This is a genomic window from Flavobacterium soli DSM 19725, from assembly GCF_000422705.1.
Lineage (GTDB): Bacteria > Bacteroidota > Bacteroidia > Flavobacteriales > Flavobacteriaceae > Flavobacterium > Flavobacterium soli.
The window spans coordinates 94,162-111,347 of the sequence record NZ_KE383908.1; the positions used below are offsets into that span (position 1 = coordinate 94,162).

The window sequence follows — 17,186 nt, forward strand, 5'->3', positions numbered from 1 at the left end:
ACGATCACCGAGCCAGCGGCAATAATAGTGAGTACACAACCAGAGGATGTGGTTGCAACCTATGGAACTACAGCTACCTTTACCATAAGTGCTTCGAATGTTGACAGCTACCAGTGGCAGATGAGTACTAATGGAACGGATTGGAATGACATCACCGATGGTGGTACCGAACCTTCTTATACAGGCAGCAGCACAACCACACTAGTGGTGGCAAATGTCATAGCTGAACTTGATGGATATATCTTCAGGGTTGTATTGGCAAATGCCAATGATTGTGAAACCTTATCTGAAATTGCCACACTGCAGGTGACCAATGAACTTCTGGCAGTTGATGATGACTTTTCAGACGTCACTATCACTGAGGGGCAAGGAGGAATTGCAGGTGATGTAACAGCAAATGACATATCTAATGGCATGAGTGTGAATGATAGCACTATAACCATCAGCTTAACTGACAACGGAGGATTGACTGGTGCAACGATTGATACAAATGGAGTACTAAGCATTCCAGCATCAGCCGTTGAAGGCACCTACACGTTAGGCTACACTATCTGTGAAGTTGCAGATTTGAATAACTGTAGCAGTGCAACCGTTATCGTTGTGGTACAGCCTGACCTGTCCTTGACCGACTTAAAATTGATGGGAGTTAAGCTTTTTCCTAATCCAGCCACTACAGAAGTATTTATAAACATTGCTGACTTGCGTGATGCTACAGTACGTGTATTTGATGTGAATGGCAGACGTTTATTAGAGCAGGCCATTTCAACTCAGTTGCACCGTATTGATGTTGCTTCATTTCCTGCCGGAGTATATCTCTTCGATATTACTTCATCCAGAGGTAAGATAATCAAGAAGATAATCAAGCAAGAATAAACAGAGAAGTAGTTTATCTCAAAGCGATTTAAATACTTTAATGACAACTAACCAGCCAAGTATCCTTGGCTGGTTTTTTTTTTATAGGGATATCTATCTGCCAGAATTCTAGGATACTACTTTTCCTTATAGATCATATCTAGATAAGAGATTCACCGACCCACCTTAGAAAAAGAGCATAATTTAACCTATCCAAACTTAGAGTATTAAAGACATGCGGTATCAGGCTAAATTACCAGTTTTAGAGTAGAAAATATCAAAAGCGGCTATTATATGTATGAAGAAAAGAGAGGCAATTCTATTAATGAAAATTATAAATTAGTTATTTAGTAAACAAATATTAGCCTGTAAGGAGATAAAAGGCTTCGTCTCTGATTAAAACAAGTAAAACTACCTAGTCTTTTTTTAAAATTTCACTTTAACATTGTAATATAAAATTTCAATTCCCTGGAACAGTATAAGATGAAATTCTTTTGCCATAATGTTCTAGCTTCTTTATAGAATGATTAATAACTAAAAAATACCTACTATGTTAAAACGTAAAAACGAAGAAGATGAGCTAAACTTATCTAGAAAAACGGCAACCCCAGCCGAAAAAGCAATATTAAAGGCATCCCAAGAGGATAACAAAGGAATCCTGGAGAATTTGATGGAGGGCTATGGAAAGCTTCTTATAGAAGATCCGATTAGACCCTTTCATGTAGAAGATTTGCAAAAAATAGTAGACAATGTAGATTATGGTGTTTTAAAAGTACTGGAGGGCACTTGGGTCAGCTATAACAGTAAAAGTGATAACCAGAGTAAGAAACCATTTGTGGGTAGTGGCGTGCATACCACTATTATGCCTTCACCGGGTACAAACTCCGGAGGTATTCCTGGAAAATATAGTTTCGACTGTGAAGAATATATCGAAAAACTTATATTTAATTTAGTTCCGGGCGGGGTTCGTAACCGCGGTGGCGGAAACGAGCAATTTTGCGGAGCCATAAAATATGAGCAAAGTATCAAAAGCGTTAACCAAATTTCTGGAGAAAGTACTTTAAAATACACGCCAATCCATGAGGAGAACGGAATGTATTTGTGGCTTAGCGATGTCTTTAACCATGCTGCTACAGCAGAATCTATAAAAGAGGATCGTGGCATACATGCCATTTCACCCGATAATCCGAATAAGGATTTATATAAGAGTGGCTATCAGGACGAAACACTTTTTCTTGTTAAGAATGAGCTGGGACAGGATGAATATGTAACCCTCGAAAATCTGAACGGTAGGAAATATTCTGAAATCATTGCATCCAAGGAACTCAAACCAGGAACAGGGCAAACCGGACCTTATTTTATTCCCGATTACTCCATTTCCCGAAGTGGTGTAATTCCACACGGTAGCACAATTACTTTATTGGGAGATATAGCTCCAAGCGGCTCAAATTATGTAATTCCAGGTCCACCACAATTTCCAACAGGCAATGCTGCATGGAAATACGACCATCTTTCAATTTCCAGAACAATGGGAGGTGCCGGTGCGAGCGAGACGAACCCCATAAACCTCGATCAGCCGGCACCAGCATGGGTATTTGAAACGCTCAACGATCAAAATGACCCAGGAGAAAACAAAATCTATACACAGCGAATATTGGCAAATGATTTATATCCTTATTCCGTAAGACCTGATTTACGGCTACGTGACTCCATCAACGGAGAAGATATAAAAAACCATATACTGATTCAGATGTCGTCCAAAAATAAAACTGGAGCACAGGGTGGCATATTGAATGTTCCGTTTGTGAACCGTTTCGTCCCAACCGTAGAAATGAACATGAGCATGTGGATTGAAACAGTTATTGAAGACGGACGGGAAATCCTTCAGTTGCAATATGAACAGATCATATTCTTCGAATTCCATTTCGGCGATGACGGTGGCACTACAAGCTGGCCACACATTCAAGTCAATACGCTTCGTAAGATAGAAGATATACCTGCCGACCAGAGGCGTATAATAGACGAGCAATTTCCGGATGCTAATTTTATTGGAGCTCCCGCAGCTTCAGGATGTCCGTATCATAAGGAATAAACCAGGCTTCACAATGTTCCTTTTTTAGGCCCTTTTGAAGTTTTCAATTGGATAAGAATTAAATAGAAAAAAAATATGAACACAGAAAATTATGATGTAATTGTCATTGGTGGCGGTGCAATAGGCCTCGCCACGGCATATAATCTAGGTAAGCGGAAAGCTAAAACCCTGGTATTGGAGCAGTTTACTTTTGTGAATCAATTGGGTAGTTCGGCAGGAGTTTCACGCCAGTTCAGGATTCCGTATCCCGATGAATATATGGTGCAAATGGCTTTGGATGCCCAGCCTTATTGGGATGCCTTGCAAAAGGAAACCGATGCGACATTGCTCGATAAGGTAGGCACACTTTGGTTTGGAGATCCCAACGTGCATTCTACCGAAGGGAATATAGGTGAAGCTGAAAAGGCACTAAAGGCATTGAACGTTCCTTATACTACCTTGACAGCAAAAGAAATTGAAGACCAATACCATTTTAAGAATTTGCCCGAAACCTACACGGGATTGTTTCAACCAGATGGTGCCAGTATTAATTTCAAAGCAACTATTGAAACGCTTCTAAATCTTTGCAGGAAAGAAGAAAGTATTCAATTGGAAGAAAATTCGCCGGTGCTTAAAATCAATCAAGTAGGAAAACTATTTGAGGTTACTACGCCAAAAGGCATATATGTTACAGAGAAGCTGGCAATCATACCTGGGCCTTATATTAATAGCGTCATTAATCTGTTGGATTTTGAAATTGAAGCTACTTATTGGAACATGTCATCGGCTTACTTTAAGAAGACCGATCCAACCATCCAATATCCAACATGGTTTGTCTTCCAGAATGCAATCGGTGAAAATGGCAATCAGTTCTACGGTTTCCCTTCGGTCGATTGGGATAATCCAGACTATATTCGGGTAGCTCCTGATTTCGTTGTAGCTCCAATAGACGAACCCAAAGACAGGACCTTGATCCCTAACGAACAGGAACTGGCCTATACCTCACAATGGGTGCAAAACCACATGACTGGATTAAGTACGGAACCTGAATATACCTCAACATGCCTTATCGCTTTAAGCAAGATTCCAAATAAGGAGTTGCTGATTGATTTTGCACCGCCTTACGTGCCAAATCATAAGAACGTAGTGGTCTATGCAACCGGATGGGCGGCAAAATTCACCCCTTTCCTCGGAAAGATAATGTCGGATCTTGTATTGGATGGGCATACGGATTTTGATATTACACCTTTCCAATTGGGACACAAATTCTTTAATTCAATTTAAATTCACAAGATTATGAATAAAAATACACCTTTAAATTCAGGGATGCATCCCGATTTAAAAACCGAAGTAGCCATTATTGGAGCAGGAACCTCAGGTTTATACACGGCTTACCGTTTGACAGCCGAAAAAAAATACAAGGCAAGCGAAGTACAGATCTTTGATATGGGCAAGAAGCTCGGAGGACGACTGGAATCGGTTATGATGCCAGGAATGAATTTCTGGGGCGAACTTGGAGGCATGCGTTACCTGACTTCACAGGAAATCGTTACAACTTTGATTGAAGGATATCCGCTTAGCGAAAAGGACTTGAGCAAACGTACTCCAGTATTAAAGGACAAGATGACGCCTGTTCCTTTCCCGATGGGTGATCCAACGAAGTTACTTATGTATCTTAGGAAGGAGCATTTCAGGCAGGACGCTTGGACGGTTGCACAGAGTGAGGGTGAAAAGCTGCCGACACGCTATTACCTGAATGAGGGTGATTTCGGCTTTAGTTCTGATCAGCTATTCAACAAGATCATATACGATGTCCTGATGGCCGATCCTTGGGTTGCAAAAACTTATGGAAGCAAAATAAAAAAAGGAATTTCAATCTATGACTACTCATTTGAATTGGACAGCCGTGATTGGGATGATATAAAACCTAAAATGGTATATAATTTTCCCGGTTCTCCGTATGACAAACGCAAGGTGAATGATTTAGGATTCTGGAATTTGATCAAAGATAGGGTTTCCCAAGAAGGCTATCAGTTTTTAGCAAATGCTGGCGGTTATTATTCCAATACGATCAATTGGAATTCAGCCGAAGCTTTTCCGTATATGGTAGGTGATTTCTCTGCCGGAACAATTTATAAGACTATCGAGGAAGGTTATGACAGTATTGCCTATGCCGTAGCCAATGCTTATATGGATAATGAAGGTGCTTGTATTTGGTCTGAAAATAAGCTACTTACTTTCACAAAGGACCATCCTTTAAAAGATACCCATAAATATGAACTGACTTTTCTGAATCTGCAAACGAATACGCAATGGAAAGTCTATGCCAATACGCTGGTTCTTGCAATGCCAAGGAAGTCCCTGGAACTCTTAGATCAGGAAAATTTCTTTTTCAATACCAATGAGGATTCTACCATAAGCAAGAACATCCGTTCGGTGATCATGGAGCCAGCCTTTAAGATCCTGATGGGCTTTGAATATCCGTGGTGGAAAGAGTTGGGATTGGACTCAGGACATTCCATTACCGATTTGCCAATGCGTCAATGTTACTATTTTGGGACTGATGAGCAAACCCAAAATTCAATGCTATTGGGAAGCTACGGTGATATGGAAACCGAAACATTCTGGAAAGCACTGTCGGATGACAAAGTCCTTTTTGAAGTAAAGCCTGCCAAATCAGTATCGTTAAAGGAACTTCATCACTTCGACGATGTTCAGGCAACAAAATTGATGGTTGCAGAAATAATGAATCAGCTTCGTGAGTTGCACGGTGATAAGGTAAAGATACCGGAACCTTATGTAACCTATTTCAGGGATTGGACAGATGACCCTTTTGGAGCAGGATACCATGCCTGGAAAGCAGGCTACTCAGTTGAAAAGGTAATGCCTTACATGAGAAAACCTTTCGACAACGAGCAAATCCATATTTGCGGAGAAGCCTATTCTGATCAGCAAGGTTGGGTGGAAGGTGCTTTCTGTGAAGCCGAAAAAATGCTGCGGGAGTATTTTGGACTCGATTGTCCGGTGTGGCTAGATCCTGATTACTATTTGGGATGGTAAGGATTACCTTCCTTGATGGATGCTACAGCAAAAAATAGCAGACAGCTTCAGCTAATGCAAGGTAGTTGCAAATAAAAACCAGTTAAACTGCCTTTCTAGGGTAGTTTGGCTGGTTTGATTTTATAATAGCAACTTTTCTTTTCAGAAAAACCTACAACCGTGACTTACAACTTCAATTGAAAGCTCTAGCAAAAATTTCTTCTTTCATTACAATACGGTTTAAAATCATAACTCAACTTTTAAAATTTGTTAAATATTTGACTACTATTTAAATTCAAACAAGTATTCATAAAAACCACAAGCAGTATGAAAAACCTTATAGAATAAGGAATAGCCACAAAAACACCTGAATAACAACATATTATAAAACAACAAAACAAACTTCGGATCATCATATTGAAATAAAAAAAATATTTTACTTGTTAAAAATTTATTAAATTAGCAATCCACAGAATCCTATTACTAATTTAAAAATCTACTTATGTAAAAACTTACCCCTACCTCCGTACCCCAAAAAATAATACTTAACCCAAAAACCCTTTTCTTATGGAACAGCATCCATTTCCAAGGCAGAAGCTATTTCTTGCCCTGACGTTCTTTGCGCTATTTTTCATGGGCATATTCAGCTCACACGCCCAAACCCCTCCCGGCGTCGGCCTATTCTGGGACAGCCAGGTAGGCTGCCAGATAGGCATCCCCGATGATAAACGTTTTAAATTCCTAGAAGACATAGAAGAGTCTGAATGCCTCCGTGTCTGCGACCTTAGTGAGGTCAATTATGAATTGTTCTACTTGCCTGCAGGTGCTACTACTACCTGGAGTGTTGTGGGAGGTACACTACTCACCTCCGCAAACGATGGCTGTACTGTGCTATGGGAAAACGTTGGAATGGGGTCCATTTCCATGACCATTGCACTTCCCGGAAGCACGATCAGCAAGACGTTATGTATTGAGAAAATGGAGTTACCAACTGCCCTTTTTGAGATTCCCAACCAGACGGCACCCGACCACTTTGTGACCTGCAGTGACCAGCTGATCAACTTTACCAATCTTTCTTTCCCCAACACAGGCTCTTCCCTGATTGGATACTTTTGGGATTTTGGTGACGGTACATCCTCCACAGCATTTGAACCTACTCACACCTATGCTCATGAAGGCGAATATAAGGTGAGGCTTACGGTAACAAACGCCTGTAATTGCAAGGCTACCTTTGAGATGAAAGTCTTTGCCAGACGCCGCGGGTTTGAAATCCTTTGCCCGACGGTTGTATGTGAAGGTCAATCTGCCCTCTACACCCTACCCTTTGATGGAGTTCAAGTCTGCAATGGCAACTATAATTGGTCGGTCGTTGGAGGCCAGATCATTTCACAAGGCAACGGCACTGTCGAGGTGCTCTGGAACAATGTGGACGAGCTTGGCTTTGGCTATGTGACCTTTGACCCTCAAAATTGTGACCTGCCTTGTCTGGAACCTTCAACCATAAAAGTACCAGTAGTTCTGAGCAAGGGTACCATCCAAGGCCCAACAGAACTATGCCTCCGAGAACAGGCACGCTATAAACTTCCGCAATGGCCCACTACCGATGTCCAATGGGAAATTGTGGGCAATACCAACAATGACCTGGCTGAAATAATGCTTACCGACCAACGTAATGAAATTATTGTAGTCCCCCTTGTTCCTGGTACGCTAACACTAAGGGCCGTCTACACTAATACCTTGCTGGGTTGCAGTGGGCAGGCCGAATTCACAATCAGCGTGGCACCTCCCTTGGAGATCATTGGAGAGGGCAATTTCTGTGAAAACAGCTCAGGGAGCTTCACCAATTCTGCAAATGCGGTAGTGACGTGGATACTGACAGACGACTCCGATGCAGTAGTAGCTACTGCAACAGGAACAACGTTCAACTATATTTTCTCAGAACCAGGAAACTATTCGCTTGCAGTGGAAGCGCCTGACTTCTGCAGTGCCGATGAAAAAAGCATAACCGTGATTGCCTTGCCAGAAAAGCCTGATGGCTTGAATGGTGATACCGAAGTATGTCCGAATGCTCCATATCCTTACAGCGTTCAAAATCCAGATCCCAACAGTACCTACTCATGGATGGTAACCAATGGTACCGTCTTGGGTTCTTCCGATGGAGAAGAAGTGAACATCACCTTCAATGGAACATTTCCTGCTACGGTTGCCGTATACCGCAAGACGATAAGCCCTGTTGAGTGTGTTTCTGAACCCGAAATCATTGCGGTGCAGCAGGTACCCGTAAACGCTGCTATAACTGCAAGCCAGGGATCAACAGTATGTGCCAGTTCCATTGCTTCTTACAAGGCAGTACAGAATGGAACTTCCAGCCTTTTTACTGATGGTGATTCCTATACCTGGACTCTATCAGATCCTACATTGGGAAGTGTCATCGACGGACAGGGAACCAACGAAATAGATGTGATGTGGAATGAAGTGTCTGCACCTACTGTCGTTACCCTAACCCTGACAATCAGCAAATGCACACTGAACCCTGCACCACAATTTACCATGCAGGTCACTATCAATCCTAAAACCCTGATCCAGATCCTGGCCTCTGAAAATCCGATCTGTGCTGGTCCACTTTATACCGTAACCTATACCGTTGCGGCTACAAACGGGGTACCACTCAGTTCCTCCGATGTGGTTACATGGAATCTAGGAAATGGTACCTATACCACAGCAGCGGGTGTCTTCAGCCAGAGCAGGACGTTCAACAATACAAGCGGAACTAACATCGATGTACTGATTACTGCGGTAATAGCTAACGCCAATGGATGTGGCACAAGCAATACGGCGGTGTGGACCACAACCGTACTGCCCAATCCTCCTGCAATAGCAACATTGACCTCAGGAGGCAATACCTTCTGCAATGCCTCGGAAGTGAACTCGGTACTGACCGTTTCCTCCAATACTACAGGTGTGCTTATCCAATGGTACAGGAATGGAGTACTGCTTCCAGGAGAAACAGGAACTTCGCTTACGGTAACGTCTGCACTAAATTTTGGTAACTATACTTTCAGGGCTACCAACCCGAATGGCTGCATTGCAGTATCAAACGTGATGACAATCTATCAGCAATGCGGTACCGCTCCGGGTTGCACAACAAACGGTGTGGTGCAGAACAATGCCTCACTGACAGCCTGTGGCACCATTACGCTATCGGCAACCGCCACACCAGCTCCTATCTCCAGCGAATGGAAAGTACTCGGAACAGGTTCTGAAAATTATAGCATCAGTGGCAACATCCTCACAGGTGCACCTGGCTTATATACCCTGATCTTCGAAGCCGTATATCCGTGTGTAGAAGGTGGGGTCACCAAAAAATGGGAATCCAAGCAGGTGATCATCCCGTATGCTCCCGACTTCTCCTACATGACGGAATGTAACGCCAACAATACCTTCAATGTCAACTTCATTGACAACAGTAATTTCTATGCTGGAGTATCCAGCCCACAGGTACGTTTCTACTACAAGACTGCTGGAGCGGCCTCGTTTACCGGACCGGTAACCTATAATTCGAGCCTAAGTGTCTTTGAAATCCAGAACCTGGCAGCAGGATCCTATGTTTTCAAGGTAGAAAACGAGGGCATCGCCCCAAATACCACTACCTTTGTCTGTTCAAAAGAATACACAGTCAATTTGCAAGGTATCAACGCCTTTACTAGCATAGACGTTAACGGAGGAGCCGCTGTTGGATGCCATGACACCTCTGTCAATTTTGGACTCAATATTAATCCTCCTCTTGGCAGCTCCGTGCTTTGGGATTTTGGTGACGGTGCAACGAACAGTGCAGTTACAACCAGAAGGGTTTTCAGCACACCTGATACCACTTATACGATTACTTGCACCATAACGAACGCACTTGGATGTAGTCTGGTATTGAACTCCAGTGTCTACATTCCAAAGAAGTGTTTCTTTGGCGATGTGGTAGCAATGCCTGCCGATGCATCAGTATGCAAGAACGAAGCGGTACTCCTGCAATATGTTCCTGAAGACGACAACTGTATCGTGGCTTCCTACACTTGGATGAATGAGAATGAACCAGTAGCAGGTGCAGGAAACACCAATACATTGAGTGTCACTTCACCAGGATTCTACTGGGTCAAGGTAAACAGCTCCAACGGCTGTACTTACAATACACCGACAAGGATAACCCCTGAATTCAAGCCCCTGCCGGGTATCAAGATCCAAGGACAGGCACGCTATTGCGAAAACGACCCTATCATCCTTACGGCCGTTACGAATGCCACCAGCATCCAATGGGCCATTGATGGCAGCGTGCAAAGCCAGTTCAACAACATGACCGTTGCAGATTTTTCGGGTATGTTTAGTCCTGCTAATTTTGTGATTAGCTGCACCGTGACCGAGGGCGGCTGTTCGAATATCGCCTTGCACAATATAACGATAGAGGAATCCATAGTGGACATCCTGGTCGATATTTCCATCCAATGTGATCCCTATCATGTGGTGATTACCGCACAGGCAGTCACCTACAGCGGGAATCCTGCCCATTACAACTGGAGCAACGGCGAGGTAGGTGAAACCATAGAGGTAAGCGATGGTGGCGTATTCAGTGTGACGGCAACCACCGGCGGAGGCTGCACGTTTACCAAACAGATCGACGTACCGAGAAGTCCTGAAAATTACATGTGGATCTTCCCTTCAGGCTGTTATACCGACTGCATAAGAGTAGGTAACTACCTCATCGGTCCCCTATTGCCACTTGACAGCTGGAGCTGGAACCTAGACGGACAGGCCGATGTATCGGGAGGTGGCTATGCCGATCCCTACACGCTGAATACCGATGGAGAATACTCGCTGACCATCAATACGGGCGTATGTGACCTTGAATCGGACGTGCTTGATTTTTCTACAGAAAGATGTGAAAAATGCAAGATTGAAGGGGTTGATATCAAAGATGTGGTCCGAAATGAGACTAAATACTGTTCGTTCACCCAGACCATCGTGATCTACAGCGGGTACAGCCAGCCCTTCCAAGTTACCCTCAGTGATCAGGGAGGCAATGTGACCATCATTCCCTCTTCCTTTACCCTGGTGCCGGGACAGAATATCATTCAGGTGACCGTGATCCCACAAAGCCCCTTCATGGGCGGTATGACCTCTTGGAGGCTACACGGACAAGTACTGGATAGGGATACCTACATCGATTGTGAGTATGTATTCCAGATTGATATCCCCTACTGTGATGATGTGCAAAGCAGGCCTACTGCCAGCAGCGATGGAAGTACGCCATCTTTCACAACAAGCAACTGTAGCCTGTCTCCAAATCCAACAAGTGGCACGGTGCAGCTCCACTATGACTTGGGTGTTGCTGAAAGTACTGTGGAACTGTATGACCTTACGGGCCGTATGCTGATCCAAAAGGACCTGACTGCCAACAAGGGCACCGAGACCCTTGATATCAGCAATTATGCCGATGGGATGTATATTGTTGTCCTTAAAAATGGAAACGAAATCCTGTACCAGCAGAAATTGATCATTAAATAATAATGCGTATATTGTACTATAATTTAACCTACTAACCAAGAGGCAGGCACTGCCTGCCTCTTTTTATTTTGCCCCTTTATGAAAAAAACTTTACTTCTCTTTTCCTTATTTTTGATACCCTACCTTCCCTATGCACAGTGCTACGAATCACTAACATTTGGAGGAACACACACCGTTGGCCTAAAGTCTGACGGTACTCTCTGGGGATGGGGACAAGGCGATTGGAGACAATTGGCAACTTCTAACTTTACAGAACCAAATCCAATACAAGTGAGTACACTGACTACTTGGGATAAAGCCTACACAGGTATTCAGAATACTTTTGCTATCAAGAGCGATGGGACACTGTGGGGAGTAGGAAGTAATATGTATGGATCCTTGGGTGTTGGCTCCACGACGGAGTACTATTTAGAGTTTCAACAAATTACTACTGCCAATAACTGGACCAAAGTGGCCCCTTCGTACCTCTTTACGCTAGCCTTGAAAGCTGACGGTACCCTTTGGGCATGGGGCAGGGATGACACCAACCAAACCGGAAATGCACCTGCAACTTCAGAACAGCTTGTTCCTATACAGGTAGGCACTGCCACCGACTGGATTGATATCGCAACAGGAACCAACAGTACCGCCTTTGCCCTAAAAGCGGATGGGACACTTTGGGGATGGGGAGCTAATGATGGCTCATTGCTGGTAGCTTCCTCCAGTGTCTATTCGTTGTCCACACCCACCCAGATTAACCCGGCCAGCGATTGGATCAAGATGAGTGTGGGAGGTTTCCATATCCTGGCACAAAAAGAAGACGGCAGCCTTTGGACATGGGGAACAGGACCAGCCAGAGGTATTGGGGAAGAAGCACCTCCTCAGGGAAACATTCCCTACTCGATCAGTACCGATGTATGGAAAAGTTTCTCAACAGGAACCAATACATCCTTTGGAATCAAGGCCGATGGTACCCTATGGGCTTGGGGACTTAACACCAATGGACAGCTGGGGGACGGCACTTCTACAACGCATTATGTTCCCACCCAGATCGGTACAGACACCAACTGGGATAGCGTACACGCCCGTAACTTTGCCACGACAATGGCCACCAAGACCGATGGGTCTATCTGGTACTGGGGCACCAACTACTATGGGGAGTTCGGCAATGGGACAGATTACAATAGCGTCTATTACACCACCCCACAACTGACTCCGGATATCTGTGTGGAGAGCCTGTCTGCTCCTGCTTTTGGAAAAACGGAAATAAGCCTTTATCCCAATCCTGCAAGTGGCACAGTGCAACTGCAATATGAGTTGGGTGTATCGGACAGTATGATGGAACTGTATGACGTCACTGGACGCGTGTTAGTGCAGCAAAGACTTGATTCCGCTAAGGGTAACGAGACCTTTGACATCAGCAACTACTCTGAGGGAATATACATCGTGGTCCTGAAAAACGGAAACAAGGTGCTCTACCAACAGAAATTGATTATTAAATGATAGGAAGTAGGATAACGATGTAACTTACTAACCAAGAGGCAGGCACTACCTGCCTCTTTTTAATTTGCCTCATCATGAAAAACTTTATTTCTCTTTTCCTTTCTTTTGATGCCTATCCCTCCTATGCAACTACTATGAATCGCTATGATTTGAAGAAATGCATGGCGTTGGTTTGAAATCTAACGGTAGCTTGTGGTAGCGAGAGTATGGTTCGAATCCCTCCTTGTCACGATGCATGTTCTAGTACAGACTTACATCTGTTCCCGAAGCTTCGGGATGAAAGCTAAACACCCTGACCTCTGAATACTGAAAACTGAGACTGAACACTGAATTTTAGTAAAAATAACAGCTCTGACAGCTAAAATACTTTTTTATTAGATTGTAAAGACTGTATTGTTCTTTGCAAACGATAAATCCATTTGCAAAAACGCATTATAATAGCGTTCAACATTTCTCTTCACCAGCCCAAGAATAATTTAATCCTATTTTTAAGAGGGTTCACAAAGTTATTAAGATCGGAGGCAGACCGTTTCTAATTAAGCACAGAATCTAAAAAAATCACCTTCACTTCCATAGTCTACAAAAAAATAGGAAAGTAGATCCAAAGGGTCAAAAAGATTGCAAAGAACAGGTAAAACTACCTATAATGATATGTAGTTTAAATTTTAGATTTGTATAGCCGAAATGACAAAAAAACAACAACTATACATTTGAATTATTGATAGTTAGACCTAATAACATCTAACTTTTCAACCAGTTGCATAAGTTAGTCAAAAAAATTTAAGTGTCCAATTAACAGACTAAACTAAATTTTAAAAACGAGTAGTATCAAAAAAACTTAGGCGTTCTGAATAAAATATAAACAAACAGATTATTTCTACCACATGCACTATAAAATAATACAAACTCATTTCAAAACATTTTCAAAAAGCATTTAATCAACTAAACAAATACAATAAATTATGAAAAAAATGAAAAACCTAGTGGGTCTATTAATAGTACTTTTAATAGTAGCCCTATCCTGTAAAGATCCTAAAAATGAAAAAGTAGGAGAAGATCAAAAAGCGGAAACCTATGTAAAGCAAAATGAAGATGGCACCTGCTTGGCTGATTCCGCCTGGTTTCATGTTGACCCTATTTCTGGAAAAAGAAAAACACCAGCACCTCTGGAAGATAGCACTAGTGTTTTTGGAAATAATGCCACCGTTTCCAATTGCGATTTTCATCAATGGTCTTGGCAAAAATTCCTTTGGTTAACTAATGATGTTTCTGGTCATCCATTATTTTTAGATAGCCTGTTTCAAGTTAGCACTCAGACAGTGCGTATTCCTACTACGGACAAAAAAATTGTTTTGACTTCGGCAGACAAGAATCAGGCAACAGGAGACGTTCTAAATACCAATAAGACTTTTAGTTCTAACAATGTTAGTTATCCTGTTTACTATTCCATCCATGTCAACGAAACTTTATACACTAGCATTTGGAAGTATGCTAAGATGAACAAAAGCGATTACACAACGGCAACCTTCCCGGTAGGTTCATTAGAGTTAAAGATAGCGTGGGTAAATGCCGATGCCATTCAGGACACTAGTTCCTACTTTGTAACAAATGCCGTTGTAGAAGGAAAAGATACAAAAATTGCCCTACTAGGAATGCACGTTGTAGGTATTGTTTATAATCATCCCGAATTTATATGGGCTACTTTTGAACATAATGATCTCGTTCCTTATTACGATTGGAATGCTACCACTACATCTGATGTTCCTGTTACCTCAAAAACAAACAAACTCTTATTCAATTCTAACGCAACAGCTACCATTGCAAATATTACAAGTAATGGCCCTAACGCGGATAGTACAAATGTCTTTGCTGTCAACCAATATGGTGTTCCACGTCAACCAGGCAATACTTTCCTTGAAACTAGCCAAGAAGAACCTACAAATTACAACAACATCGATGCTATCAATACAGATGTACATGCACAACTAACCGATATTTGGAAAAATTATTTTTACAATGGTTCTATTTGGATTAATACTGAAAACTATGATTATCCTACACAACAAGCCCAATTATTAGTTGCATTAGGTGATTCCTTAAGATATCCAGCACCTGGTAAATTGCCAAGAGGTTCTGTTGCTACTTATAATATTACAATGGAAACTTATGAGCAACTTGGCTTTACCGCTACAAGTATTCACGATCAGAATGTAGCGGGTATGGGTAACTGTTTTTCTTGTCATTCTGCCAGCAGAGGTTCTTCTTTAAACATTAGCCATATCTTTAATGGAGCCGTTGATTACAAAAATAACCTTACTACTAAACAAACAAAACAAAAACATCTAAAAGAAATAAAAGCATTTATAAAAAAAATGAAATAGCCTATTCAAAAACCTATTCTGCCCTTTTTATACATAAATAAAAAAACATTAAATAGCCATTAACAACAAGATGTATTACAACCATCAAAATTATTTAGTTACAATGTGCACTAGAATCGGTAGAAGCAATTATTATTTCAAAGCACCAACAAGTCGAACACTCAAATAAACTTTACTTTTATGAATCAAACGAACACCACGGCAACAGGTAGCTCTAGAGTGCAACATCTTGGAGGTTGGCTACCTCGCAATCCACAGGTAATAGAACAATGGACACAAAAAGTAATGAAATTGGCAAAACGCAATCCAAAACCGTTACTTCCTGAAATTGCTACTTTCAAGGAGATGGTTTATTCCGATCCTGTTTTGTATGCCAATGTACAAGGTATGTTTTCTGAAGCTCATCATTTAAAAAGAACAACACCACTCGATTGGGAACCAGAACCCATCAACTTTGAAGATTTTATTATCTTATTGAATGCTATCATGTATACTGCACCCGAGGCTTATCAGACAGGTGCACTAGGCAATCAATCCCCAGCTGGGATGATTGGTTTTCCAATTAATGCCCTACTTGCATGGCCGATGGCAACCAATTATGGCTACGATGTCTTCTCAAATGCATTGGTAAATCAGCAATTCAAGAAAATTCTGAACTATTGGTCTACTTTTTTAGTAAGTCCCGATTCACGTTATGTATTGATAGAAAATGATCCCGCTGAAGATGTTATTGCTTGGTTGAGTCCAAAAGCACAGAAAGAAATGCTTCAAGTAGCGAAATCTGCTTTAGGTGTGGAACCCAATCCCATTTCACAAGACGCTACTTTTTCAGAAGTATTTCAATGTAATCCAAATGATCCCTACTATGGTTTTAAAAGTTGGGATGATTTCTTCACGCGTTTATTCTGCGAAAGCGTACGTCCTGTAACAGCACCCGATAATGATGCTATTATTGTAAATGCCTGTGAATCGGCTCCCTTGCAAATAGCGAAAAATGTGGCGCTTTCCGATAAATTTTGGTTGAAAGGGCAGCCTTATTCTTTGGAGAATATGTTAAACTTTGATGCGTTAACACCTCAATTTGAAGGAGGAACCGTATATCAAGCCTTTTTGAGTGCTTTGAGTTATCACCGTTGGCACAGTCCAGTAAACGGAACTATTGTAAAAGCTTATGTGGTAAACGGTTCATATTACCTTGAAAATTTGGATCAAGGATTTTACAATCCGGATGGACCAGATGCTGCAGGTCCTAATAACTCACAGGCTTTCCTAACAGCCGTAGCAACCCGTGCTGTAATTTTTATTCAGGCAGACAATGCAAATATCGGTTTGATGTGTGTGATGCCTGTTGGAATGGCAGAAGTATCTAGTTGTGAAATTACGGTAAAGGCAGGTCAGAAAGTAAAAAAAGGAGATGAACTTGGAATGTTCCATTTTGGAGGCTCTACCCATTGTTTGATTTTCCGCCCAGGTGTAAAATTAGACTTCAACTACTATGAAAACATGGGATTAGATGCTCCTGATAACATTCGCGTGAATACACAAATTGCAACGGTTTTACCTTAAAACAATATTTTTTTACGCTATAACTAAAGTAAAGGCTGTTCAGTAGTAACTGGGCAGTCTTTTTTGTTTGTTTAAGTTTTAATGGTTAATAAATCATTTTTTCCTAAAAAACAGGTAAAACTACCTATACTGATGTGCCGTTTAAATTTTAGATTTGTCAAGATGTACTACCAATAGTGGCTAACCATTGTGCCATTTTGGTTGTCATAGTAACCGATAATACATGCGATTTACCTACTAAATGG

8 protein-coding genes are annotated in these 17,186 nt (G+C 41.9%); all 8 read left to right on the forward strand.

Features of this window, described 5'->3' with window-relative positions; all coding sequences use genetic code 11:
• The coding region (locus G508_RS0117875) for a T9SS type A sorting domain-containing protein (protein WP_026706583.1) at positions 1 to 873 on the forward strand (873 nt) is incomplete at its 5' end.
• 529 nt (positions 874 to 1,402) lie between these two features.
• Positions 1,403 to 2,944: a peroxidase, FMP-type gene (locus tag G508_RS0117880; protein ID WP_026706584.1), complete on the forward strand. Its 1,542-nt coding sequence runs from the start codon at positions 1,403 to 1,405 to the stop codon at positions 2,942 to 2,944.
• A gap of 75 nt (positions 2,945 to 3,019) precedes the next feature.
• A complete protein-coding gene (locus tag G508_RS0117885) occupies positions 3,020 to 4,207 on the forward strand; it encodes an FAD-dependent oxidoreductase (protein WP_026706585.1) in 1,188 nt (395 codons plus the stop codon).
• Between the two features lie 12 nt (positions 4,208 to 4,219).
• Positions 4,220 to 5,983, forward strand: coding sequence for a flavin monoamine oxidase family protein (locus G508_RS0117890; protein ID WP_026706586.1), 1,764 nt, complete (start codon positions 4,220 to 4,222; stop codon positions 5,981 to 5,983).
• Positions 5,984 to 6,529: 546 nt separating this feature from the next.
• On the forward strand, positions 6,530 to 11,512 hold the full coding sequence (locus G508_RS0117895; RefSeq protein WP_084626025.1) for a T9SS type A sorting domain-containing protein: 4,983 nt from the start codon (positions 6,530 to 6,532) through the stop codon (positions 11,510 to 11,512).
• A 78-nt stretch (positions 11,513 to 11,590) separates the two neighbouring features.
• The gene (locus G508_RS0117900) at positions 11,591 to 12,994 is read left to right on the forward strand and encodes a T9SS type A sorting domain-containing protein (protein WP_026706588.1); all 1,404 of its coding nucleotides are present in this window, start codon (positions 11,591 to 11,593) and stop codon (positions 12,992 to 12,994) included.
• Positions 12,995 to 13,956: 962 nt separating this feature from the next.
• A complete protein-coding gene (locus G508_RS0117905; RefSeq protein ID WP_035695169.1) occupies positions 13,957 to 15,375 on the forward strand; it encodes a hypothetical protein in 1,419 nt (472 codons plus the stop codon).
• A gap of 180 nt (positions 15,376 to 15,555) precedes the next feature.
• Complete coding sequence (locus G508_RS0117910; protein WP_026706590.1) at positions 15,556 to 16,941, forward strand: phosphatidylserine decarboxylase family protein; 1,386 nt, start codon at positions 15,556 to 15,558, stop codon at positions 16,939 to 16,941.
• The last annotated feature ends 245 nt before the right edge of the window (positions 16,942 to 17,186 follow it).

What these genes read in the sequence shown, in the direction of transcription:
- G508_RS0117905 (WP_035695169.1), top strand. Translation starts at nt 13,957, where the DNA reads ATGAAAAAAATGAAAAACCTAGTGGGTCTATTAATAGTACTTTTAATA.
- G508_RS0117910 (WP_026706590.1), top strand. Translation starts at nt 15,556, where the DNA reads ATGAATCAAACGAACACCACGGCAACAGGTAGCTCTAGAGTGCAACAT.
- G508_RS0117890 (WP_026706586.1), top strand. Translation starts at nt 4,220, where the DNA reads ATGAATAAAAATACACCTTTAAATTCAGGGATGCATCCCGATTTAAAA.
- G508_RS0117885 (WP_026706585.1), top strand. Translation starts at nt 3,020, where the DNA reads ATGAACACAGAAAATTATGATGTAATTGTCATTGGTGGCGGTGCAATA.
- G508_RS0117880 (WP_026706584.1), top strand. Translation starts at nt 1,403, where the DNA reads ATGTTAAAACGTAAAAACGAAGAAGATGAGCTAAACTTATCTAGAAAA.
- G508_RS0117900 (WP_026706588.1), top strand. Translation starts at nt 11,591, where the DNA reads ATGAAAAAAACTTTACTTCTCTTTTCCTTATTTTTGATACCCTACCTT.
- G508_RS0117895 (WP_084626025.1), top strand. Translation starts at nt 6,530, where the DNA reads ATGGAACAGCATCCATTTCCAAGGCAGAAGCTATTTCTTGCCCTGACG.